General features: G+C 63.1%; 21 protein-coding genes. 15 read left to right on the plus strand and 6 right to left on the minus strand.

What is annotated here, in order from left to right; genetic code table 11:
* Nucleotides 1–207 carry a hypothetical protein gene (locus ACUJB0_RS12695; protein WP_444845532.1) on the plus strand — a complete coding sequence of 69 codons (207 nt, stop codon included), beginning with the start codon at nucleotides 1–3 and terminating at the stop codon, nucleotides 205–207.
* Between the two features lie 24 nt (nucleotides 208–231).
* Here ACUJB0_RS12695 and ACUJB0_RS12700 read toward each other — a convergent pair whose 3' ends face one another.
* Nucleotides 232–852, minus strand: a complete 621-nt coding sequence (locus ACUJB0_RS12700) for a PEP-CTERM sorting domain-containing protein (RefSeq protein ID WP_444845533.1) — start codon at nucleotides 850–852, stop codon at nucleotides 232–234.
* A 277-nt stretch (nucleotides 853–1,129) separates the two neighbouring features.
* Here ACUJB0_RS12700 and ACUJB0_RS12705 point away from each other — a divergent pair, with 277 nt between their 5' ends.
* The gene (locus tag ACUJB0_RS12705) at nucleotides 1,130–2,401 is read left to right on the plus strand and encodes an O-acetylhomoserine aminocarboxypropyltransferase/cysteine synthase family protein (RefSeq protein ID WP_444845534.1); all 1,272 of its coding nucleotides are present in this window, start codon (nucleotides 1,130–1,132) and stop codon (nucleotides 2,399–2,401) included.
* Here the strand turns inward: ACUJB0_RS12705 and ACUJB0_RS12710 are convergent.
* The 5 genes from ACUJB0_RS12710 to ompA form a co-directional block, all read right to left on the minus strand.
* Entirely contained in the window at nucleotides 2,398–3,507 is a 1,110-nt protein-coding gene (locus tag ACUJB0_RS12710) for a hypothetical protein (RefSeq protein ID WP_444845535.1), read from the minus strand. The genes ACUJB0_RS12705 and ACUJB0_RS12710 overlap by 4 nt on opposite strands.
* A gap of 153 nt (nucleotides 3,508–3,660) precedes the next feature.
* Nucleotides 3,661–4,668 (minus strand): hypothetical protein, encoded by a 1,008-nt coding sequence (locus tag ACUJB0_RS12715; protein ID WP_444845536.1) that lies wholly within the window; start codon nucleotides 4,666–4,668, stop codon nucleotides 3,661–3,663.
* 216 nt (nucleotides 4,669–4,884) lie between these two features.
* The gene (locus tag ACUJB0_RS12720) at nucleotides 4,885–5,577 is read right to left on the minus strand and encodes an HAD family hydrolase (protein ID WP_444845537.1); all 693 of its coding nucleotides are present in this window, start codon (nucleotides 5,575–5,577) and stop codon (nucleotides 4,885–4,887) included.
* A gap of 9 nt (nucleotides 5,578–5,586) precedes the next feature.
* Nucleotides 5,587–6,282 (minus strand): bifunctional 2-polyprenyl-6-hydroxyphenol methylase/3-demethylubiquinol 3-O-methyltransferase UbiG, encoded by a 696-nt coding sequence (ubiG, locus tag ACUJB0_RS12725; RefSeq protein ID WP_444845538.1) that lies wholly within the window; start codon nucleotides 6,280–6,282, stop codon nucleotides 5,587–5,589.
* A 125-nt stretch (nucleotides 6,283–6,407) separates the two neighbouring features.
* Nucleotides 6,408–7,121 carry an outer membrane protein OmpA gene (ompA, locus tag ACUJB0_RS12730; protein ID WP_444845539.1) on the minus strand — a complete coding sequence of 238 codons (714 nt, stop codon included), beginning with the start codon at nucleotides 7,119–7,121 and terminating at the stop codon, nucleotides 6,408–6,410.
* Between the two features lie 446 nt (nucleotides 7,122–7,567).
* Between ompA and gyrA the strand changes: the two genes are divergently transcribed.
* The 13 genes from gyrA (at nucleotide 7,568) to ACUJB0_RS12795 (ending at nucleotide 22,215) form a co-directional block, all read left to right on the plus strand.
* Nucleotides 7,568–10,213 (plus strand): DNA gyrase subunit A, encoded by a 2,646-nt coding sequence (gene gyrA, locus ACUJB0_RS12735; RefSeq protein ID WP_176363070.1) that lies wholly within the window; start codon nucleotides 7,568–7,570, stop codon nucleotides 10,211–10,213.
* A 122-nt stretch (nucleotides 10,214–10,335) separates the two neighbouring features.
* The gene (locus ACUJB0_RS12740; protein WP_444845540.1) at nucleotides 10,336–10,875 is read left to right on the plus strand and encodes a DUF2059 domain-containing protein; all 540 of its coding nucleotides are present in this window, start codon (nucleotides 10,336–10,338) and stop codon (nucleotides 10,873–10,875) included.
* Nucleotides 10,876–10,885: 10 nt separating this feature from the next.
* Nucleotides 10,886–11,980, plus strand: a complete 1,095-nt coding sequence (gene serC / locus ACUJB0_RS12745; protein WP_444845541.1) for a 3-phosphoserine/phosphohydroxythreonine transaminase — start codon at nucleotides 10,886–10,888, stop codon at nucleotides 11,978–11,980.
* A 7-nt stretch (nucleotides 11,981–11,987) separates the two neighbouring features.
* On the plus strand, nucleotides 11,988–13,061 hold the full coding sequence (pheA, locus tag ACUJB0_RS12750) for a prephenate dehydratase (RefSeq protein WP_117014751.1): 1,074 nt from the start codon (nucleotides 11,988–11,990) through the stop codon (nucleotides 13,059–13,061).
* Nucleotides 13,062–13,089: 28 nt separating this feature from the next.
* Nucleotides 13,090–14,199 carry a histidinol-phosphate transaminase gene (hisC, locus tag ACUJB0_RS12755; protein WP_444845542.1) on the plus strand — a complete coding sequence of 370 codons (1,110 nt, stop codon included), beginning with the start codon at nucleotides 13,090–13,092 and terminating at the stop codon, nucleotides 14,197–14,199.
* A gap of 5 nt (nucleotides 14,200–14,204) precedes the next feature.
* Nucleotides 14,205–15,131, plus strand: a complete 927-nt coding sequence (locus ACUJB0_RS12760; protein WP_444845566.1) for a prephenate dehydrogenase — start codon at nucleotides 14,205–14,207, stop codon at nucleotides 15,129–15,131.
* Nucleotides 15,132–15,156: 25 nt separating this feature from the next.
* Entirely contained in the window at nucleotides 15,157–16,470 is a 1,314-nt protein-coding gene (aroA, locus tag ACUJB0_RS12765) for a 3-phosphoshikimate 1-carboxyvinyltransferase (RefSeq protein ID WP_444845543.1), read from the plus strand.
* Nucleotides 16,471–16,484: 14 nt separating this feature from the next.
* The gene (cmk, locus tag ACUJB0_RS12770) at nucleotides 16,485–17,153 is read left to right on the plus strand and encodes a (d)CMP kinase (protein WP_444845544.1); all 669 of its coding nucleotides are present in this window, start codon (nucleotides 16,485–16,487) and stop codon (nucleotides 17,151–17,153) included.
* A gap of 105 nt (nucleotides 17,154–17,258) precedes the next feature.
* A complete protein-coding gene (gene rpsA / locus ACUJB0_RS12775; RefSeq protein ID WP_043479897.1) occupies nucleotides 17,259–18,938 on the plus strand; it encodes a 30S ribosomal protein S1 in 1,680 nt (559 codons plus the stop codon).
* A 10-nt stretch (nucleotides 18,939–18,948) separates the two neighbouring features.
* Nucleotides 18,949–19,254, plus strand: a complete 306-nt coding sequence (locus tag ACUJB0_RS12780; protein WP_008446215.1) for an integration host factor subunit beta — start codon at nucleotides 18,949–18,951, stop codon at nucleotides 19,252–19,254.
* A gap of 79 nt (nucleotides 19,255–19,333) precedes the next feature.
* Nucleotides 19,334–19,636, plus strand: coding sequence for a LapA family protein (locus tag ACUJB0_RS12785; protein ID WP_161085889.1), 303 nt, complete (start codon nucleotides 19,334–19,336; stop codon nucleotides 19,634–19,636).
* A 23-nt stretch (nucleotides 19,637–19,659) separates the two neighbouring features.
* Entirely contained in the window at nucleotides 19,660–20,835 is a 1,176-nt protein-coding gene (gene lapB / locus ACUJB0_RS12790; RefSeq protein WP_444845545.1) for a lipopolysaccharide assembly protein LapB, read from the plus strand.
* A 12-nt stretch (nucleotides 20,836–20,847) separates the two neighbouring features.
* Entirely contained in the window at nucleotides 20,848–22,215 is a 1,368-nt protein-coding gene (locus ACUJB0_RS12795; RefSeq protein ID WP_444845546.1) for a UDP-glucose dehydrogenase family protein, read from the plus strand.
* Nucleotides 22,216–22,224 lie beyond the last annotated feature (9 nt).

Consider the following 22,224-nt stretch of genomic DNA (forward strand, 5'->3'; position numbering starts at 1 on the left):
TTGAGCTTAGACGCGCCGGCTTTCGCTTTTGTGACAGATGTTGCGCATCTGTGCTACGTCCTGCCGCTGGCGCGCCGCTTCATCGACGTTTGCGGCGGCAAGCTTAATCTGGTTGAGATACTGGCGCTGGTACCGGCGGAGCCGAATATGGGAAGAACGATTTCGGAAAACATCGCCAAAGCGGAAGCGCAGGCGCAGCGGCGATAGCGCCGCGCCTGCGCTACTTTTTGCTTAACGGCGGCGACGGGCAACAGCGCCGATCAGCGCCATGCCGGCCAGCAGCATGGCGTAGGTTCCCGGTTCTGGTACGGCGTTGGCGAACTGCACCTCGCTGGCGAACACCCAGGAGTTGTTGCGCACGATGGTCACGTTCAGGTCGTTGCCGGTGAAGCCGACGCCGTTGGCGGTGAACCAGAAGGGCGCACTGCCGGCAGGGTCGGTGACGGTATAGGTGTTGCCGTTGATGATGACGGCCGCCGGTGCGCTGACACCGCCGGCGCCATTGGAGTCGTCAAAATGGATCTTGACGGTATCGACAGTGGTGGGCGCATTGAAGTGGAACTTGATGGTGGGGTCGATTGTCCAGCCGACATACGGACCATTGCCCGGCACTTCCGTGACATACCAGTTGTCACTGGCGACGATACCGTCTGTTAGCTGGCCCAGGCCGCCGCTCAGGCTGGCATTGTCGCAGGTAACGCAGCCCGCACCGGAATAGGTGTCATCCCAGTAATGATAGCTGCCAGTATTGCCGTTGAGCATATCGTAGGAATTCGGCACGGGAGTCGCCGCAGTGGCCAGTGGGGAGGCGCAGCAAACCGCAATCGCGGCGCAAAGACGCACGTATTTCATGTTTTTATCTCCGTAGTAAGGGCGCTGGCATGGCAGGATTTCTGAAGGCTCAGCGCAGCAGAATTGTTTTTTTGACTGCGTCTTCAGTGTAGAGCTGGCGCAGTCAATGTCAACCAGAACGCCAAGCGTTCCGGCGTGACCAGGCTGTCGGTGCTGACCGAGCCGGGAGCTGGAGACCGGATTCCGCATATTCAAGCGCGATTTAATTCCTTGGCCGCTCCGCGATTTTGCTCTATTCTTAAAAATGATTTTTATATAACTTCATCGCGGAGACCTCATGAAGCTGGAAACCATCGCCGTCCACGGCGGCTATCAACCCGACCCCACCACCCGCGCGGTGGCGGTGCCGATCTACCAGACCGTCGCCTACGCCTTCGACGACACCCAGCACGGCGCCGACCTGTTCGACCTCAAAGTGCCCGGCAATATCTACACCCGCATCATGAATCCGACCCAGGACGTGCTGGAGCAGCGCGTGGCCGCGCTGGAGGGCGGGGTGGCGGCGCTGGCGCTGGCCTCGGGCCAGGCGGCCGTGACCTACGCGATCCAGACCATCGCCGAGGCGGGCGACAACATCGTCTCCGCCTCCACGCTGTACGGCGGCACCTACAATCTGTTCGCCCACACGCTGCCGCAGTTCGGCATCACCACCCGCTTCGCCGACGCCCGCGACCCGTCCTCGTTCGCGGCGTTGATCGACGAGCGCACCAAGGCCGTGTTCATCGAGTCGATCGGCAACCCGCTCGGTAACATCACCGACATCGAGGCCATCGCCGCCGTCGCCCACCAGCATGGCGTGCCGCTCATCGTCGACAACACCGTCGCCACGCCCTACCTGCTGCGCCCCATCGAGCATGGCGCCGACATCGTCGTGCATTCGCTGACCAAGTACCTGGGCGGCCATGGCAACTCGATCGGCGGCGCCATCGTCGATTCCGGCAAGTTCCCGTGGGCCGAGCATAAGGAGCGCTTCAAGCGCCTCAACGAGCCGGACGTGTCCTACCACGGCGTGGTCTACACCGAGGCGCTGGGGCCTGCCGCCTACATCGGCCGCGCGCGCGTGGTCCCGCTGCGTAACACCGGCGCGGCGATCTCGCCGTTCAACGCTTTCCTGATACTGCAGGGGATAGAGACGCTGGCGCTGCGCATGGAGCGGATCACCGAGAACGCGCGCAAGGTGGCGCAGTTCCTCAGCGGGCACGCCAAGGTCAAGTGGGTCAACTACGCGGGACTGGAGGATCACCGCGACCACGCGTTGGCGAAGAAGTACCTGGGCGGACGGCCGTCCGGCGTGCTGACCTTCGGCGTCGAGGGTGGTGTGCAGGGCGGGGCGCGCTTCCAGGATGCGCTGAAATTGTTCACGCGCCTGGTCAACATCGGCGACGCCAAGTCGCTGGCCTGCCATCCGGCGTCGACCACGCACCGCCAGCTCAACGAGGAGGAACTGGCCAAGGCCGGGGTGACGGTCGACACGGTGCGCCTGTCGATCGGCATCGAGCACAGCGACGATCTGCTGGCCGACCTGGAACAGGCGCTGGCCGCGGTCTAGGGCTTGGTCTTGACCTTGTCCGGCACGCGGGTGACCAGCACCTCGCCGTCGTCGGCGATGGTGCAGTCGATGATGTGACTGCGCGACACGCCCGCGTGGGCGGAAAACAGGTCGTGGTATTTGCCCGGATTTTCCAGCCGCAGGTCGATGCGGAAGCTCTCGAGGTGGTTGACCTCCTTGATCTGGCGCACGCGCTGCTTGCGGACGTCGGCTTCCTTGTCGCTGCGGCCGTGCATCTGCGGGCCTTCGAAGTAGCGTATCAGCGCGCACTCCACGGCGTCGATGCGGTCCTTCAGCAGCACGTCGGCCGCCACCGGATTGTCGTTGGCCGGCAGCTCGGCCGGGTCGCCGTCGTCGGAGATCACTTCCACGTTCATGCGCTGGATCAGCAGCAGCATGTCGTTGTCCTCGCTGTTGTTCTGGTGGACCTTCTGCACCGCCGGCAGGCGCGCGCGGGCCAGGCGGCCGAGCGGGTCCCTGGTCTGGCCGACGTACTGCACCTTGTTCTGGAAGGTCAGCGTATTCTCGTATTGCTGCAGCACGTCGTGGATCGACAGCGCCTCGATCAAGCCGCCCCAGTTCAGCGTGATGAAGCGGTCGGTGACCACCACGCTGGGTTTTTTCAGCGTGGCCGCGAACGGCACTTCGAGCTCGATGGTGATGCTGTCGCGCTTGGCCTCGGCGCCCACCAGGATGGGCACCGTCAGCTTGAGCGAGAAGAAGCCCCAGCTGGTGCCGCGCGACGGGTCGAAGCGCACGCGCGGACGGTTGACGACGAAATAGATCAGCCGCTTCTCCATCGTCGCTTCCAGGTCGAACTGCATGCGGCGCAGGTGGCGCCCGACCGGGTCGCGGATGTCGGGGATTTCCGGGAAACCGGCCACCAGGTCGTACCAGTGGAATTTGGCGTCGGCCACCGTCACCACCCAGGTCTGGGGCGCGGTGGTACGTTGCGGCATCAGCGGCAGCAACTCGTCGATCTGCTCGGCCGGCGCGGCCAGCAGGTCGTGGAACGGCTCCGGTGCTTCGGTGAACAAAGCGCCCACGCCCAACTCATCCAGCGATGGGTCTGGATAGTCGTCCTCAGCGATCAAATCGCTCGTCATGGCCTGCGCTCCTGGATCTATGTAAGTATTTTCCACAGTATAGTATGCTTCCCGGAACATTTCCATCCAGCAAGTCTATAGCAGTCGCAATCTTCACGCAATGTAACACCACGGCGGCCGGCACGCACGTGGCGGACGGCAAGCGGACGCGCCTCAGCCTTTGCCGGGTTTTGCCGGCGGCGGCAGGGGAGCGGCCATGGCCTGGCCGTCGGCGATGAAGCAGCTCAGCAGGTGCTGGCGGGCGCTGGCCACGTGTTCGGAGCACAGGTAGTTGTAGCGGCCGGCGTCCTCGTAATGCAGGTCGATGGTGTACTGCGTCAGGTTGTGCTCGGCCTGCAGCGCGGCCAGGCGGGCGGCGCGCAGCGTGCGCTGCTCGGCGGTGCGGGTGCGCGCGGAGGCGCCCTCGAAGTAGCTGACCAGTGCCGCCTCGATCAGTTCCATGCGCCCTTCCTGCAGCGCCTCGGCCGCCACCGGATCGGCGTTGTGCGCGGCGTCGGCCGGATCGCCGTCGGCGCAGCTGACGTGGATGTCCAGTTGCTGCACCAGCAGCAGGGTGTCGAAATGCTCGCTGTGCTGGGCGTGCAGCCGTTGCAGCGCCGGCAGGCGGCCCTTGCCCAGGCGCGCCTCGTCATCGCGGGTCTGGCCGACGTAAATCACCTTGCTCGGGATCTTCAATGCGTGGGCATAGGTTTGCAGGATGTCGTGGACCGAGAACGCCTCGATCAGGCCGCCCCAGTTCAGGGTGACGAAGTTCGGCGTCAGCGTCACGGTCGGCTTTTTCATGGTGGCCGCGAACGGCACCTTGAGCTCGATGGTGATGCTTTCCCTGGCCTCGTCCGCGCCCATCAGCAGCGGCAGCGTCAGCTTGAGCGAGAAGAAGCCCCATTGCACCGCGCCCTTGATGTCGAAGCGCACGCGCGGGCGGATCACGGCGAAGAACAGGTGGCGCTGGGCCGCCGCCGCCTCCAGTTCGAACTGCATGCGGCGCTGGTAGCGGCCGATCGGATCGCGGATGTCCGGCGCCTGCGGAAAGCCCGCCACCAGGTCGTACCAGTGGTATTTGGCGTTGGCCACGCCGACCGTCCAGTTTTGCGGCGCGCCCGGCACGGATTGCTCGGAGTAAGGCTGCGAAGTCGGGGCAGCCAGCTCAGGAAAAGTCATAAAACCCCTGAAAAGGAAAGTTGAGATAGTGGTGACTGTCTCCCTTCCCGTTCAGCGAGTTTGTGGCTTGCAGGAAATAAGTAATACTACGCAGTCGGGGCGATTATACGTAGTTAAACTGCTTGAACAATCGTTTAGTGCGACTACTCAAATGATAGCGGTTTCATTGGGTCGTCTATACAACAGTTAGCGTTATCAAATGCAAAATCGCTCATTTCAGGCGGCTAGTTCAGATCTGCCGGACAATGTTTCTTGCAGTAGTACCAATAGTTGCGAAGGGCTATCAAACAGATAGTCAGCCTGCCAGCCCTGCGGCTCGACCGGGCCGCAGTAGCCCCAGCCGCAGGCGATGGTCGGCATGGCGGCGGCCTTGCCGGCCTGGATGTCGCGCAGGTCGTCGCCCACGTACCAGCACTGTTCCGGCGCCAGGCCGAGGCGGGCGGCCGCCTCGAGCAGCGGCGCCGGGTGCGGCTTGGCGTGGGGCGTGGTGTCGCCCGACACCACGCAGGCCGCATGGCCCAGGCCGATCTGCGGCAGCAGCGGATCGGTGAAGCGCGCCGGCTTGTTGGTGACGACGCCCCATTGCAGCCCGGCCTGCTCGATGCCGGCCAGCAGCTCGACGATGCCGGGGAACAGCGAGCTGTGCACCGCCATCGCCGCCTGGTAGTTGGCGAAGAAGCCGTCGCGCAGCGGGATGAAGCCCTCGTCCTCCGGCTTCAGGCCGAAGGCCGCGCCGATCATGCCGCGCGCGCCGGCCGAGGCGGTCGGGCGCAGCAGCTCGTAGGCGGTCGGTTCCAGGCCGCGCTCGGTGCGCAGCAGGTTGACGGCGGCCGCCAGGTCGGGGGCGGTGTCGGCCAGCGTGCCGTCGAGGTCGAACAGGATGGCGCGCGGAGGATTGATCTGGGTCATAAAGAGTCTTTACAGCGGACGGGTGGTGGCGACCAGGTAGTTGACGCTGGTGTCGTCGTTCAGGGAATAGATCTTGGTCAGCGGGTTGTAGCCCATGCCCTTGAAGCCCTGCACGTCGAGGCCGGCGCTGCGCACGTACTGCGCCAGTTCGGCCGGGGTGATGAACTTGTCGTAGTCGTGGGTGCCCTTGGGCAGCATGCGCAGCAGGTACTCGGCGCCCAGGATGGCGAACAGGTAGGCCTTGGGATTGCGGTTGAGCGTGGAGAAGAACACATGGCCGCCCGGCTTGACCAGGGTGGCGGCGGCGCGCACGATGGCGCTCGGGTCCGGCACGTGCTCCAGCATTTCCATGCAGGTGACGACGTCGAACTGGCCCGGCTCCTGGGCCGCCATTTCCTCGGCGGCGATCAGCTTGTAGCGCACCGCCACGCCCGATTCCAGGCTGTGCAGGTCGGCCACCTTCAGCGCTTTTTCCGACAGGTCGATGCCGGTCACGGTGGCGCCCTTGCGCGCCATCGATTCGCTCAGGATGCCGCCGCCGCAGCCGATGTCGATCACCTTCTTGCCGGCCAGCGGGGCGCGCGCGTTGATCCATTCCAGGCGCAGCGGGTTGATCTCGTGCAGCGGACGGAACTCGGAGGTCGGGTCCCACCAGCGATGGGCGAGGTCGGAGAATTTTTGCAGTTCTAAGGGATCGGCGTTCATCGGTTCGGCTCTAAGCTGTAAAAGACTAATCCCGCTATTCTAAAGCAGAAGGCGAAAAAAAAACCCCCACCCGCACTGGGCGCGATCTTGAGCGCGTCCAGGCTGGTGGGGGTTGCGGCAGGCAATTACTTGCTGGTGCCGACTACTTCGATTTCTACGCGACGGTTCTTGGCGCGGCCTTCTGCAGTTTTGTTGTCTGCAACTGGCTGTTTCTCGCCTTTGCCTTCGGTGTACACGCGGTTGGCTTCAACGCCTTTGGAGATGATGTAGGCTTTGACAGCTTCAGCGCGGCGTACCGACAGCTTCTGGTTGTATTCATCGCTACCAACGGAGTCGGTGTGGCCGACGGCGATGATGACTTCCAGGTTGATCGAACCCAGTTTCGAGGTCACGTCGTCCAGTTTCGCTTTGCCTTCTGGTTTCAGAACGGCTTTGTCGAAGTCGAAGAACGCGTCGGCTGCGAAGCTGACTTTTTGTGCGGTTGGCACTGGAGCGGCTGGCTTAGGTGCCGGTGCCGGGGTCGGTGCTACTGGAGCTGGAGCGGCAGGCGCTGCTGGAGCGACGCATTTGCCGTCAACCAGTTTCTCTGGCTCAACGCACAGTGGCGCGTCGCAACCTGGAACGGCATCAGCCGGGGTCCAGTAGCCGGTGCGCCAGCACAGGCCGAATGGGTCACGGGCGATCACGCCGCGTGCGTCTTGCACATAAGCGCTCTTAGGGGTTGCTGCCTTGATGTCCTGGGTGACAGGCGCATACGGAGGAGCGGTAGGCGCGGTTTGTGCAATAGCCGAGCCAGCGAATGCAGCCGATACGGCCAGCATCGAAATCAGTTTTTTCATATTTTTCTTCCTTTCGGGGGTGATATCCGCAGAAAAACTGCGCGACGTAGTGATACGTGGGGCGAATTCTACCACGTGGGTGCGGCGCGCCTGTCTCCCGATTGCGAAACGAGCAATTAACTTCTAATCCATTTTGCCACAAGCGATCTTTGGGCGTGAAAAGGGCATAACACGAGTCCTTTTTGATTTCGACCAAAATGTTGTTTTGTTGCAACGTGATTATCGATAATAATTGAGTAATGTGTCATGACTATTACATGGCGTTACAACGTGCGTCCGGCCGGCGGGCTCCAGCAATGGCGGGCGGCGTGCCGGAAATGTGCTGGTTGCTGTGCGCGCATGCTAAAATCGCACGCTTGCCTGTCCGTAGTGAGAGGCGCTAGAAATGCAGTACGTGCGGCATACATTGCTTAATAAACCACAGTCAAAGATCAGTCGACCCGCCAATGGATCAATTCGCAAAAGAAACAATCCCTATTTCCCTCGAAGAAGAGATGCGCAAGAGCTACCTCGATTACGCCATGAGCGTGATCGTGGGCCGCGCCTTGCCTGACGTCCGAGACGGCCTCAAGCCGGTGCACCGCCGGGTTCTGTTCGCGATGCACGAAATGAACAACGTGTGGAATCGCCCTTACGTCAAATGCGCCCGTGTGGTGGGCGAGACGATGGGTAAGTACCACCCGCACGGCGACGCGTCGATCTACGACACGCTGGTCCGCATGGCGCAGGACTTCTCGCTGCGCTACATGCTGGTCGACGGCCAGGGCAACTTCGGCTCGGTCGACGGCGACGGCGCGGCGGCAATGCGTTACACCGAGTGCCGCCTGGACAAGATTTCCGCCGAACTGCTGGCCGACATCGACAAGGAAACCGTCGACTTCCAGCCCAACTACGACGGCAAGGAAAAAGAACCGACGGTCCTGCCGACCCGCATCCCCAACCTGCTGATCAACGGCTCGTCGGGTATCGCGGTCGGCATGGCGACCAACATCCCGCCGCACAACCTGCATGAAGTGATCGCCGGCGCGCTGCACGTGCTGCGCAATCCGCAATGCACGATCGACGAGCTGATCGAACTGATCCCGGCGCCGGACTTCCCGACCGGCGGCACGATCTACGGCGTCTCGGGCGTGCGCGACGGCTACCGCACCGGCCGCGGCCGCGTGGTGATGCGCGCCAAGACCCACTACGAGGAATACGGCAAGGACGGCGGCCGCACCGCCATCATCGTCGACGAGCTGCCGTACCAGGTCAACAAGAAATCGCTGCTGGAGCGCATCGCCGAAAACGTGCGCGACAAGAAGCTCGAAGGCATTTCCGATATCCGCGACGAGTCCGACAAGTCGGGCATGCGCGTGGTCATCGAGCTCAAGCGCGGCGAAGTGCCGGAAGTGGTGCTGAACAACCTGTACAAGCAAACCCAGCTGCAAGACACCTTCGGCATGAACATGGTGGCCCTGGTCGACGGCCAGCCGCGCCTGCTGAACCTGAAGGAAATGCTGAGCTGCTTCCTGTCGCACCGCCGCGAAGTGGTCACGCGCCGCACCGTGTTCGAGCTGCGCAAGGCGCGCGAGCGCGGCCACGTGCTGGAAGGCCTGGCCGTGGCGCTGGCCAACATCGACGATTTCATCGCCATCATCAAGGCGGCGCCGACGCCGCCGGTCGCGAAAACCGGCCTGATGGACCGTTCCTGGGATTCGTCGCTGGTGCGCGAGATGCTGGCCCGTACCGGCGACGGCACCACCGCCGGCGGCATTGACGCCTTCCGTCCCGAGCACCTGCCCAAGCACTACGGCATGCAGGCCGACGGCATGTACAAGCTGTCCGACGACCAGGCGCAGGAAATCCTGCAGATGCGCCTGCAACGCCTGACCGGCCTGGAACAGGACAAGATCGTCAACGAGTACAAAGACGTGATGGCTGAAATCGCCGACCTGCTGGACATCCTGGCCAAGCCGGAACGCGTGACCACCATCATCACCGACGAGATGACCCACGTGGTCAACGAATTCGGCGACCCGCAGAAGGATCCGCGCCGCTCCAACATCGAGCACAACGCGACCGACCTGGGCACCGAAGACCTGATCACGCCGCAGGACATGGTGGTGACCCTGTCGCACACCGGCTACATGAAGGCGCAGCCGATTTCCGAGTACCGCGCGCAGAAGCGCGGCGGACGCGGCAAGCAAGCCATGGCGACCAAAGAGGAAGACTGGATCGACCAGCTGTTCATCGCCAACACGCACGACTACATCCTGTGCTTCTCCAACCGCGGCCGCATGTACTGGCTCAAGGTGTGGGAAGTGCCGCAAGGCTCGCGCAACTCGCGCGGCAAGCCGATCGTCAACATGTTCCCGCTGGCGGACAACGAGAAGATCACGGTCATCCTGCCGCTGTCCGGCGAAAACCGCACCTTCCCTGAGGACCACTACGTCTTCATGTCGACCAGCCTGGGCACCGTGAAGAAGACGCCGCTGAAGGACTTCAGCAATCCACGCAAGGCCGGCATCATCGCGGTCGACCTGGACGAGGGCGACTTCCTGATCGGCGCCGCGCTGACCGACGGCCAGCACGACGTGATGCTGTTCTCCGACGCCGGCAAGGCGGTGCGTTTCGACGAGAACGACGTGCGTCCGATGGGCCGCAACGCCCGCGGCGTGCGCGGCATGAACCTGGACGAAGGCCAGCGCGTGATCGCGCTGCTGGTGGCGGAAAACGAGCAGCAGTCGGTGCTCACGGCCACCGAGAACGGCTTCGGCAAGCGTACTCCGATCGTCGAGTACACGCGCCACGGCCGCGGCACCAAGGGCATGATCGCGATCCAGACCTCCGAGCGTAACGGCAAGGTGGTGGCGGCGACGCTGGTCGATTCGACCGACGAGATCATGCTGATCACCACCGGCGGCGTGCTGATTCGCACCCGCGTTTCCGAGATCCGCGAGATGGGCCGCGCCACGCAAGGCGTGACGCTGATCGCGGTCGAAGACGGCACCAAGCTGTCCGGCCTGCAGCGCGTGGTGGAGACGGACATCGACGAAGTCGAGCTGGAACCGGGTCCTGATGCCAAGCCAGACGAAGCTCAAGCTGAGTAAGTCGTAGCACACACCGCCCCGGACCCAGGTCCGGGGAGAGCGGGGTCAGGTTTATTGCGCGGATAAATGCGACAATAAGACTGGTCCCGCTTTTTTATTCCGAAAAATTTCTAGAGGCGTACATGAAAAAGATCGTAATCAGCATCGTAGCCGCATTCACCCTGGCCGGCGCCGCGCCGGCGTTCGCCCAGGCCGACGCCGCGTCCACCGCGGCCGCGCGCGAGCTGTTCGAGGCGATGAACTACCGCACCATGATGACCGGTATCATGCAGCAGATGTCGCTGAATATCGGCCAGTCCATGCGCGCCGGCGCCGAAGCCGCCATCAAGAACAATCCGAAGACCACGCCCGAGCAGAAGGCCGCTGAAATGGCGAAGATGGAAGCCGAATTGCCGGCCGTCGTCTCCACGCTGCAAGGCGTGATCACCGACCCTGGCATGATAGAAGAAATCATGACCGAAACCGTGCCGCTGTACGCGCGCACCTACAGCGCCGACGAACTGAAACAGATCACCGCCTTCTACCGCACCCCGATCGGCGCCAAGATGCTGGCCACCATGCCCAAGCTGACGGCTGAAGCCATGCAGATCGGCCAGCAGATCGCCGCTCGCCGCGTCGGCCCGGTGATGCAGAAGCTCCAGGAAAAACAAAACGCAAAATAAGGACCGCAACGTGACTCATATCTATAACTTTTCGGCCGGCCCCGCCGTGTTGCCGAAGGAAGTGCTGGCGCAAGCCGCTGCCGAAATGCTGGACTGGCATGGCAGCGGCATGTCCGTCATGGAGATGAGCCACCGCGGACCGGAGTTTATTTCGATTTACAAGGCAGCGGAGCGCGACCTGCGCGAGCTGCTGGCAGTACCGGACAATTACAAGATCTTGTTCATGCAGGGCGGCGGACTGTCGCAGAACGCCCTGGTGCCGCTGAACCTCGTCGGCCACAAGCCGCAGCCAGCGACCATCGATTTCATCCAGACCGGTTCGTGGTCGGGCAAATCCATCAAGGAAGCCGCCAAGTACGCCAACGTGAATGTCGCCGCGTCGTCGACGACGCAAGTGCCGCCGCAATCGGAGTGGAAGCTCACGCCCGGCGCGGCCTACCTGCACATGTGCACCAACGAGACCATCGACGGCATCGAGTACGATTTCGACGCCGGTGTGCCCGCGCCACAAGATGGCGTGCTGCTGGTGGCCGACATGTCCTCGCACATCCTGTCGCGCCCTGTCGACGTGTCGAAATACGGCCTGATTTTCGCCGGCGCGCAAAAGAACATCGGCCCGGCCGGCGTGACCATCGTCATCGTCCGCGAAGACCTGCTGGGCAAGGCGCTGCCGGCCTGCCCGTCGGCGTTCGATTTCAAGCTGGTGGCCGACAACGAGTCGATGTACAACACGCCGCCCACCTACGGCATCTACATCGCCGGCCTGGTGTTCCAGTGGCTGAAGAAGCAGGGCGGCGTGGCCGAGATGGAGAAGCGCGCCATCGCCAAGGCCAAACTGCTGTACGCGGCGCTCGACGCCGACGATTTTTACCAGACCCGCGTGGCGAAACAAAACCGCTCGCGCATGAACGTTCCTTTCTACCTGAAGGACGAGAGTCAGAATGAGGCATTCCTGGCCGGCGCCAAGGCGCGCGGCCTGTTGCAGCTGAAGGGCCACAAGTCCGTCGGCGGCATGCGTGCATCGATCTACAACGCCATGCCCATCGAGGGCGTACAGGCGCTTGTGGACTACTTGAACGAATTCGCAGGCCGCACCGGAAAATAAACCCATCATGACTGACAAACTGACACCCTTGCGCGAGCAGATCGACGCCATCGATGCCCAGATCCTCGACCTGTTGAACCAGCGCGCCAAAGTGGCGCAGCAGGTCGGCCACGTCAAGGCCGAAACCAACGCCCCGGTATTCCGTCCCGAGCGCGAGGCGCAGGTGCTGCGCGGCGTGGCCGAGCGTAATCCCGGCCCGATGGGCGACGTCGAGCTGCAAACCATCTGGCGCGAAATCATGTCCGCCTGCCGCTCGCTGGAGAAGCGCGTCACCATCGCCTTCCTCGGCCCTGCCGGCACCTACACCGAGCAGGCCGCGTACCAGCAGTTCGGCACCGCCGTCGATGTGCTGCCTTGCTCGTCGATCGACGAAGTGTTCCGCGCCACCGAGGCCGGCACCGCCGAATTCGGCGTGGTGCCGGTCGAGAACTCGACCGAAGGCGCCATCGGCCGCACGCTGGACCTGCTGCTGCATACGTCGCTGTCGATCAGCGGCGAGGTGTCGCTGGCGGTGCGTCACAGCCTGCTGAGCGGTACCGGCAACATGGACGGCGTGACCGCCATCTGCGCCCACGCGCAGGCGCTGGCGCAGTGCCAGATCTGGTTGAATAACAACTACCCGGACATCGAGCGCCGCGCCGTCTCGTCCAACGCCGAAGCGGCCCGCATGGCGCGCGACGACCACACCATCGCCGCCATCGCCGGCGAGCGTGCCGGCGTGCGCTATGGCCTGGGCACGGTCAAGGCCAACATCCAGGACGACCCGCACAACCGCACGCGCTTCGCCGTGATCGGCCAGTTGCAGGCCGGCCGCTCGGGCCAGGACCGCACCTCGCTGGCGCTGGCCGCGCCGCACAAGGCGGGTTCCATCTACCGCCTGCTTGGATCGCTGGCGCGGCACAATGTGTCGATGACGCGCTTCGAATCGCGCCCGGCCCGCACCGGCACGTGGGAATACTACTTCTACGTCGACGTCGAAGGCCATGTGCAGGACGAAGGCGTGGCCAAGGCGCTGGAAGAGCTGCAGAACAACGCGGCCTTCTTCAAGGTGCTGGGTTCCTACCCGGTCAGCCTGAACTAATTTTTTTAACGAGAATCTGAGAGAGACCATGTCCAAGAATTACGGCCCCGAATACGTCCGCGCTATCGCTCCCTACCAGGCGGGCAAACCGATTGCGGAAGTCGCACGCGAATTCGGCCTCGATGAAGAGGCCATCGTCAAGCTGGCGTCGAACGAGAACCCGTTCGGCGTGCCGGCATCGGCGGTGCAGGCGATGAACGCCGCCGCCGCTGAGTTGGGCCGCTACCCGGACGCCAATGGTTTCGATCTGAAGGGCGCGCTGTCCAAGCGCTACGCCGTGCCGGCCGAGTGGATCACGCTGGGCAACGGCAGCAACGACATCCTGGAAATCGCCGCCCACGCCTTCGTCGAGCGCGGCCAGTCGGTGGTGTACTCGCAGTACTCGTTCGCCGTGTACGCGCTGGCGACGCAGGGCGTGGGTGCGCGCCACATCGTGGTGCCGGCCAAGGATCACGGCCACGACCTGCCGGCGATGCTGGCGGCGATCGAGGAGGACACCCGCCTGGTCTTCATCGCCAACCCGAACAACCCGACCGGCACCTTCATCCCGGCCGCCGAGATCCAGGCTTTCCTGGACAAGGTGCCGGCCGGCGTGGTGGTGGTGCTGGACGAGGCCTACAACGAATTCCTGGCCGAGGAAAACCAGTTCGAGTCGGCCGAGTGGGTCAAGAAGTATCCCAACCTGCTGGTCTCGCGCACCTTCTCCAAGGCGTATGGCCTGGCCGGCCTGCGCGTGGGCTTCGGCATCGCCCAGCCGGCGCTGACCGATTTGATGAACCGCATCCGCCAGCCGTTCAACGTCAACTCGCTGGCGCAAGCCGCGGCCATCGCGGCGCTGAACGACAAGGAATTCCTGAAGCAGAGCGCTGTCAATAACACCGCCGGCTATCAGCAGTTCACCGAGGCCTTCGACAAACTGGGCCTGCAGTATGTGCCTTCGTATGGCAATTTCGTGCTGGTCAAGGTCGGCGACGATGCCGGCGCCGGCGCGCGCGTGAACCTGGCGTTGCTGAAGCAGGGCGTGATCGTGCGCCCGGTCGGCAACTACGGCCTGCCTGAATGGCTGCGCATCTCCATCGGCCTGCCGCAGGAGAACGCGGTGCTGATCGCGGCGCTGACCAAGGCCTTGGCGCAGTAATGCCCATGCTGAACAAGGTCGTCATCTTTGGCGTGGGCCTGATCGGCGGATCGTTTGCGCGGTCGCTGAAGAAGGCCGGCGCCGTCGGCAGCGTGGTCGGCATGGGGCGCTCCGCCGCCTCGCTGAAGCGCGCGCAGGAGCTGGGCATCATCGACGTGATCGGCGTGGCCGACGCGGGTGGTGGCGGTTGCACGATGGCCGAGGCGCTGCATGGCGCCGACCTGGTGTTGCTGGCCGCTCCGGTGGCGCAGACCGAGGCGATCCTGGCGGCGATTGCGCCGCATCTGCAGCCGGGCACCGTGGTCACCGACGCGGGCAGCACCAAGTCCGACGTGGTGGCTTCGGCGCGGCGCGCGCTGGGCGGCAAGATCGCCCAGTTCGTGCCGGGCCATCCGATCGCCGGACGCGAGACCAATGGTCCCGAAGCGGCGATCGACGATCTGTACGTCGGCAAGAAGGTGGTGCTGACGGCGCTGGATGAGAATTCGGCGCAGGATGTCGAGCGTGTGGCAGCCGCGTGGCGCGCCTGCGATGCGATCATCCACCGTTTGACCCCGCAAGAACATGACAAGGTGTTTGCCGCCGTGAGCCATTTGCCGCATTTGCTGGCCTATGCGCTGGTGGACGACATCGCGAACAAACCGCATGCGGATTTACTGTTTCAGTATGCGGCCAGCGGCTTCCGCGATTTCACAAGGATCGCGGGGTCGTCGCCAGAAATGTGGCGCGACATCAGCCTGGCCAACCAGTCGGCATTGTTGACGGAGCTTGATGCCTATCTGGCACAATTAACGGGCCTGCGTGCCCGTCTCGCCGCCGGTGACGGGGCAGGGCTGGAGAGCGTGTACGCCAACGCCCAGCGCGCCCGCCACCAGTGGATTACAGCGATCGAGGCGGCCGAGGCGCCGCCGGCGCAGGCTAAAGAAATTTAACCGCGCAGACTACTCAGGAATCAGCATGACCCACGAATATATCGACCTGCAAACGGTCGCGCATGTGCAGGGCGCGGTGCGCCTGCCTGGCTCGAAATCCATCTCCAACCGCATCCTGCTGTTGTCGGCCCTGTCGCAGGGCGACGTCGACATCGTCGACCTGCTGGCCTCCGACGACACGGCCGTGATGCTGGCCGCCCTGCGTTCGCTCGGCGTGCAGTGGACCGAAGAGAAAACCGCCACCGGCACCATCCACCACGTCAAGGGCGTGGCCGGCGTGCTGCCGAACAAATCGGCCGACCTCTTCATGGGCAACGCCGGCACCGCGATCCGCCCGCTGACCGCCGCACTGGCCGTCATCGGCGGCGACTACACGCTGCACGGCGTGCCGCGCATGCACGAGCGCCCGATCGGCGACCTGGTGGACGCGCTGAACGCCGCCGGCACCAACGTCGAATACACCGGCAACCCCGGCTTCCCGCCGCTGCACATCAAGCAGGGCAAGATCCACGCGCAGCGCCTGTCGGTGCGCGGCGACGTCTCGAGCCAGTTCCTGACCGCGCTGCTGATGGTGGCGCCGCTGATGGCACGCGAACACGCGATCAGCATCGACGTCGTCGGTGAGCTGATCTCCAAGCCCTACATCGAAATCACGCTCAACCTGATCCGCCGCTTCGGCGTGACGGTGGAGCAGAACGGCTGGGAGTCGTTCACCATCCAGCCCGGCCAGGTGTACCAGTCGCCCGGCACCATCCACGTCGAGGGCGACGCCTCGTCGGCGTCCTACTTCCTGGCGGCCGGCGCGATCGCCGGCGGCCCGGTGCGGGTCGAGGGCGTTGGCAAGGATAGCATCCAGGGCGACGTGCGCTTCGCCGCCGCGCTGGAGCGGATGGGCGTGCAGATCACCATGGGCGACAACTGGATCGAGGCCAAGTCGAACGGCGTGCTGAAAGCCATCGACGCCGACTTCAACCACATCCCCGACGCCGCCATGACCATCGCCATCGCCGCGCTGTACGCCGACGGCACCAGCACACTGCGCAACATCGCCAGCTGGCGCGTCAAGGAGACCGACCGCATCGCCGCCATGGCGACCGAACTGCGCAAGGTCGGCGCCATCGTGGAGGAGGGCCCCGACTACATCAAGGTCACGCCGCCGGCCGTCATTACGCCGGCCACCATCGACACCTATGACGACCACCGCATGGCGATGTGCTTCTCGCTGGTGTCGCTGGACGGCGCCGCGCGCAAGGGCAATGTCATGCGCATCAACGATCCCAAATGCGTGGGCAAGACCTTCCCCGAGTATTTCGCCGCCTTCGCGGCGATAGCAAAATAAATAATCTAAATCAAATGGCCACTTCCCCAATTCCAGTCATCGCCATCGACGGCCCCACCGCATCCGGCAAGGGTACCGTCGCGCACCGCGTCGCCGATAAGCTCGGCTTCCACTACCTGGATTCTGGCGCCCTGTATCGTTTGACGGCGCTGTCGGCACTCCGCCGCGGCACCGATCTGAACGACGAGCACGCGCTGGCCAAGCTGGCCGAGCACCTGCAGTGCAGCTTCCAGGGCGGCGACATCATCCTGTCGCACGAAAACGTCACCGAGGCGATCCGTGCCGAAGAGGTCGGCAATACCGCTTCAAAAATTGCAACATTTCACGCCGTGCGCCACGCGCTGCTGGGGCTGCAGCTCAGCTTCCGCAAGGCGCCGGGCGTGGTGGCGGACGGGCGCGACATGGGCTCGGTGATCTTCCCGAACGCCGCGCTGAAGGTGTTTTTGACCGCCAGTGTGGCGGCGCGCGCGGAACGCCGCTATAAGCAATTGATTGGCAAAGGAATTTCTGCTAATATGGAAGACCTACTGATGGATTTGCAGGCGCGGGACGACCGGGATACAAACCGGACCATCGCGCCGCTGGTCCCCGCAGAGGGGGCGCATGTGCTCGATACCTCGAATATGACCGCTGACGAAGCGGTCGCCCAGGTGTTGCAGTGGTATGCGGCCATCGGTAAATAGCTGGTGTCGCGGTCGCTCTGATGGCCGTGGCGTTTATTAACCCTAACCCAACTGAAGTCGCATCTCGCGAGCCTTGTTGGTAACCTGGAAGTTACAATGTCTAATATGGAAAGTTTTGCAGCCCTCTTCGAAGAATCCCTGTCGCGTCAAGACATGCGTTCGGGCGAAGTGATCTCGGCTGAAGTCGTTCGTCTGGATCACAACTTCGTGATCGTCAACGCCGGCCTGAAATCGGAAGCATTCATCCCAGTTGAAGAATTCAAGAACGACCACGGCGAACTGGAAGTCAAAGTAGGCGACTTCGTTTCCGTGGCGATCGAATCGCTCGAAAACGGTTTCGGCGACACCATCCTGTCGCGCGACAAAGCCAAGCGTCTGGCTTCGTGGCTGGCACTGGAAAAAGCCATGGAATCGGGCGAAATCGTTGTCGGTACCGTCAACGGTAAAGTCAAGGGCGGCCTGACCGTTCTGACCAACGGCATCCGCGCCTTCCTGCCAGGTTCGCTGGTTGACACCCGTCCAGTCAAAGACACCACCCCATTCGAAGGCAAGACCCTCGAATTCAAAGTGATCAAGCTGGACCGCAAGCGTAACAACGTCGTTCTGTCCCGCCGCGCCGTCATCGAAGCTTCGATGGGCGAAGAGCGTCAGAAACTGATGGAAACCCTGAAAGAAGGCACCGTGGTTACCGGCGTCGTCAAAAACATCACCGACTACGGCGCGTTCGTGGATCTGGGCGGTATCGACGGCCTGCTGCACATCACCGACCTGGCATGGCGTCGTGTGCGTCACCCATCGGAAGTGCTGACCGTTGGCCAGGAAATCACCGCCAAGGTTCTGAAGTACGATCAAGAGAAAAACCGTGTGTCCCTGGGCGTGAAGCAACTGGGCGACGATCCTTGGACCGGTCTGTCCCGTCGTTACCCACAAGGCACCCGTCTGTTCGGTAAAGTCACCAACCTGACCGACTACGGCGCGTTCGTTGAAGTTGAACAAGGCATCGAAGGCCTGGTTCACGTGTCCGAAATGGACTGGACCAACAAAAACGTCGCTCCAAACAAAGTTGTCCAGCTGGGCGACGAAGTTGAAGTGATGGTTCTGGAAATCGACGAAGAGCGTCGCCGTATTTCGCTGGGCATGAAACAGTGCAAAGCGAACCCATGGGATGACTTCGGCGTGACCCACAAGAAGGGCGATAAAGTCCGTGGCGCGATCAAGTCGATCACCGACTTCGGCGTGTTCATCGGCCTGGCCGGCAACATCGACGGCCTGGTGCACCTGTCCGACCTGTCCTGGACCGAAACCGGCGAAGAAGCCGTGCGTCGCTTCAAGAAAGGTGACGAACTGGAAGCCATCGTTCTGGCCATCGACGTTGAGCGCGAGCGCGTTTCCCTGGGCGTCAAGCAACTGGAAGGCGACCCATTCAACAACTTCGCAGCCATGAACGACAAGGGCGCGCTGGTTACCGGCACCGTTAAATCGGTTGAGCCTAAAGGCGCCGTGATCCAACTGTCCGAAGAAGTTGAAGGCTACCTGCGCGCGTCGGAAATCTCGCGTGACCGCGTGGAAGATGCTGGCACCCACCTGAAAGTCGGCGATTCCGTCGAAGCTCTGGTGATCAACATCGACCGCAAAGCACGTTCGATCCAACTGTCGATCAAAGCTAAAGACAGCGCTGAAACTGCAGAAGCCATGCAGAAGATGGCCGCGACCGACAACAACGCAGCTTCGGGCACCACCAGCCTGGGCGCGCTGTTGAAAGCCAAGTTCGATAACAAGAACTAAGAACTAGTCGATGACTAAGTCCGAGTTGATCAACCGCCTGGCTGAGCGTTACTCTCAGCTGGTGGCCAAAGATGCGGAGTATGCCGTCAAGACCATTCTGGATGCGATGACCAACGCCCTGGCGACCGGTCAGCGCATCGAGATCCGCGGTTTTGGCAGCTTTGCTCTGAACAGCCGGCCACCGCGCATCGGACGTAATCCGAAGTCGGGCGACAAAGTGATGGTGCCTGAAAAACGGGTGCCGCATTTCAAGCCGGGCAAGCAATTGCGCGAGCGGGTCGACGCGATGGTCGGGCAACCGATCATCGAGGACTAAAGCGTCTGATGAGTTAAAATAAAAGCGGCGTCTACGGATGCCGCTTTTTTTTAGAATTACTGAACAGGAAACCTGGCTAATGAAATTCATATCCACGATTATTGGATTCGTTCTTTTCGTCCTGTTTTTTGGCTTTGCCCTGAAGAACACGCAGGAAGTCGATCTGCATTTCTTCCTGCACTATGACCTGCACGGACCCCTGGTCCTGATGCTGCTGGGCTTCTTTGTGGCCGGCGCCGTCCTGGGCGTGCTGGCGCTGACGCCCACCGTGTTCCGCCACCGCCGCGAAACGAACAAACACAAAACCACGATCACCACGCTGCAGTCGAGCGCGCTGCAGGCCAACGCCCAGCCGCAGCCGGACAGCGTCAATACACAATAAACACACAATAAAAAACATCAAGCATGGAATTCGAACTCTGGTGGTTATTGGGGATCCCGGTCTTCTTCGGACTGGGCTGGGTCGCCGCGCGCGTCGACATACGTCAACTGGTGTCGGAATCGCGCACGCTGCCGCGCGCCTACTTCAAGGGCCTGAACTTCCTGCTCAACGAGCAGCCGGACAAGGCCATCGACGCCTTCATTGAAATCGTCCGCATGGACACCGAAACGGCCGACATGCACTTCGCGCTGGGGAACCTGTTCCGCCGCCGCGGCGAGACCGAGCGCGCCATCCGCGTGCACCAGAACCTGCTGTCGCGCCCGGACCTGCCGCAGGAGCAGAAGGAACACGCGCAGTACGAGCTGGGCATGGACTACCTGAAGGCCGGCCTGCTGGACCGCGCCGAGGAAACCTTCACCGCCATGGTCAGCGGCCAGTACGCCGTGCCGGCGCGCCGCGCGCTGCTGGAGATCTTCCAGCGCGAGAAGGAGTGGCCGCGCGCCATCGAGGCCGCGATCGGCCTGCAGGAATCGGGCGCCGGTGCGCGCCAGAAGGAAATCGCGCAGTTCTACTGCGAGCTGGCGCAGGACGCGCTGGTGCACATGCATCCCGAGGAGGCGCTGCCGCTGCTGGAGAAGTCGCTGCACGCCGACCGCGTCAACGTGCGCGCCACCATGCTGAGCGGCGACGCCCAGCTGGCGCAGGGCGATATCGAGGGCGCGCTGCTGACCTGGCGCCGCGTCGAGCAGATCAGCGTGCCGCACACGGCGCTGGTGGCGCAGCGCATGATGGACGCCTACCGCAAGGTGGGCCGCCCGCAGGAAGGCGTGAACCTGCTCAAGTCCTACCTGGAGCAGGCGTCGTCGATCGACTTGATCGAGGTGGTCTACAAGGCGGTGCTGGAGCTGGACGGCGTGGACGCCGCCAAGCAGCTGGTGAGCAACGAGCTGCGCCGCACGCCGACCCTGCTGGGCCTGGACAAGCTGCTGGAGGCGCGCCTGATGGACGCGCCGGCCACCCTGGTGCCGGAACTGTCCATGGTCAAGAACCTGGTCCACGGTTATACGCAAAAGCTGGCGCGCTACCAGTGCAGCCACTGCGGTTTCAAGGCGCGCCAGTTCTACTGGCAATGTCCGGGATGCAGCCGTTGGGAGACCTACCCGCCGCGCCGTACCGAAGAACTCAACGTCATGAACTAAGGGGAGCACACTATGAAAATCACCATCATCGGCACCGGTTATGTCGGCCTCGTCACCGGCGCCTGCCTCGCCGAGCTGGGCAACGACGTTTTCTGCCTCGACGTCGACCAGAAGAAAATCGACCTGCTGAACAACGGCGGCATCCCGATCCACGAGCCGGGCCTGGAAGAAATCGTCGCGCGCAACCGCGCTGCCGGCCGCCTGCAGTTCTCCACCGATGTGGCCGCCTCGGTCGCGCACGGCTGCCTGCAGTTCATCGCGGTCGGCACGCCGCCGGATGAAGACGGCTCGGCCGACCTGCAATACGTGCTGGCCGCCGCCAAAAACATCGGCAAGCACATGACCGAGTTCAAGGTCATCGTCGACAAGTCCACCGTGCCGGTCGGCACGGCCGACCGCGTCAAGGCTGCTGTGCAGGCCGAGCTGGCCGCGCGCGGCGATGCGTCCAAGTTCTCGGTGGTGTCCAATCCCGAGTTCCTGAAAGAGGGCGCGGCGGTGGAAGACTTCATGCGTCCGGACCGCATCGTCATCGGCTACGACGGCACGCCGGAGGGCGAGAAGGCCCACGGCCTGATGAAGAAACTGTACACGCCGTTCAACCGCAATCACGAACGCACCTTCTGGATGGACGTGCGCTCGGCCGAGTTCACCAAATACGCGGCCAACGCCATGCTGGCCACCCGCATCTCGTTCATGAACGAACTGGCCAACCTGGCCGACCAGGTGGGCGCCGACATCGAGGCGGTGCGCCACGGCATCGGCTCCGATCCGCGCATCGGCCACAGCTTCCTGTACGCCGGCGCCGGCTACGGCGGTTCCTGCTTCCCGAAAGACGTGCAGGCGCTGGAACGCACGGCGCGCCAGTACGACCAGGAACTGCTGATCCTGCGCGCGGTGGAGGCGGTCAACGACAAGCAGAAGCTGGTGCTGGGCCAGAAGGTGGTCAAGCGCTTCGGCGCCGATTTGGGCGGCAAGCACTTCGCCATCTGGGGCCTGGCCTTCAAGCCGAATACCGACGACATGCGCGAAGCGCCGGCCCGCGTGCTGATCAAGCAGCTGCTGGACGGCGGCGCCACCGTGGCGGTGTACGACCCGGTCGCGATGACGGAAGCCAGGCGCGTGCTGGAGCTGGACCTGAGCGCTGAAGAGATGGCGCGCATCCGCTTCGCCACCAGCCCGATGGATACGCTGGCCGCCGCCGAGGCGCTGGTGATCGTCACCGAATGGAAGGCCTTCCGCAGCCCGGATTTCGACCGCATCAAGTCGTCGCTGAAGCAGGCCATCATCTTCGACGGCCGCAACCTGTTCGAGCCGGAAGTCATGGCCGAGGCGGGCTTCGAATACCACGGCATCGGCCGTTCCATCCTGACCCGCGTTTAACGAGGTATT

Origin of the sequence: Duganella caerulea (genome assembly GCF_040362985.1) — a bacterium.
GTDB lineage: Bacteria > Pseudomonadota > Gammaproteobacteria > Burkholderiales > Burkholderiaceae_D > Rugamonas > Rugamonas vulcania.

Coding starts and splice junctions, on each gene's coding strand:
- ACUJB0_RS12700 (WP_444845533.1), bottom strand. CDS start 852: ATGAAATACGTGCGTCTTTGCGCCGCGATTGCGGTTTGCTGCGCCTCC.
- ACUJB0_RS12705 (WP_444845534.1), top strand. CDS start 1,130: ATGAAGCTGGAAACCATCGCCGTCCACGGCGGCTATCAACCCGACCCC.
- ACUJB0_RS12710 (WP_444845535.1), bottom strand. CDS start 3,507: ATGACGAGCGATTTGATCGCTGAGGACGACTATCCAGACCCATCGCTG.
- ACUJB0_RS12715 (WP_444845536.1), bottom strand. CDS start 4,668: ATGACTTTTCCTGAGCTGGCTGCCCCGACTTCGCAGCCTTACTCCGAG.
- ACUJB0_RS12720 (WP_444845537.1), bottom strand. CDS start 5,577: ATGACCCAGATCAATCCTCCGCGCGCCATCCTGTTCGACCTCGACGGC.
- ubiG (WP_444845538.1), bottom strand. CDS start 6,282: ATGAACGCCGATCCCTTAGAACTGCAAAAATTCTCCGACCTCGCCCAT.
- ompA (WP_444845539.1), bottom strand. CDS start 7,121: ATGAAAAAACTGATTTCGATGCTGGCCGTATCGGCTGCATTCGCTGGC.
- gyrA (WP_176363070.1), top strand. CDS start 7,568: ATGGATCAATTCGCAAAAGAAACAATCCCTATTTCCCTCGAAGAAGAG.
- ACUJB0_RS12740 (WP_444845540.1), top strand. CDS start 10,336: ATGAAAAAGATCGTAATCAGCATCGTAGCCGCATTCACCCTGGCCGGC.
- pheA (WP_117014751.1), top strand. CDS start 11,988: ATGACTGACAAACTGACACCCTTGCGCGAGCAGATCGACGCCATCGAT.
- hisC (WP_444845542.1), top strand. CDS start 13,090: ATGTCCAAGAATTACGGCCCCGAATACGTCCGCGCTATCGCTCCCTAC.
- ACUJB0_RS12760 (WP_444845566.1), top strand. CDS start 14,205: ATGCTGAACAAGGTCGTCATCTTTGGCGTGGGCCTGATCGGCGGATCG.
- aroA (WP_444845543.1), top strand. CDS start 15,157: ATGACCCACGAATATATCGACCTGCAAACGGTCGCGCATGTGCAGGGC.
- cmk (WP_444845544.1), top strand. CDS start 16,485: ATGGCCACTTCCCCAATTCCAGTCATCGCCATCGACGGCCCCACCGCA.
- rpsA (WP_043479897.1), top strand. CDS start 17,259: ATGGAAAGTTTTGCAGCCCTCTTCGAAGAATCCCTGTCGCGTCAAGAC.
- ACUJB0_RS12780 (WP_008446215.1), top strand. CDS start 18,949: ATGACTAAGTCCGAGTTGATCAACCGCCTGGCTGAGCGTTACTCTCAG.
- ACUJB0_RS12785 (WP_161085889.1), top strand. CDS start 19,334: ATGAAATTCATATCCACGATTATTGGATTCGTTCTTTTCGTCCTGTTT.
- lapB (WP_444845545.1), top strand. CDS start 19,660: ATGGAATTCGAACTCTGGTGGTTATTGGGGATCCCGGTCTTCTTCGGA.
- ACUJB0_RS12795 (WP_444845546.1), top strand. CDS start 20,848: ATGAAAATCACCATCATCGGCACCGGTTATGTCGGCCTCGTCACCGGC.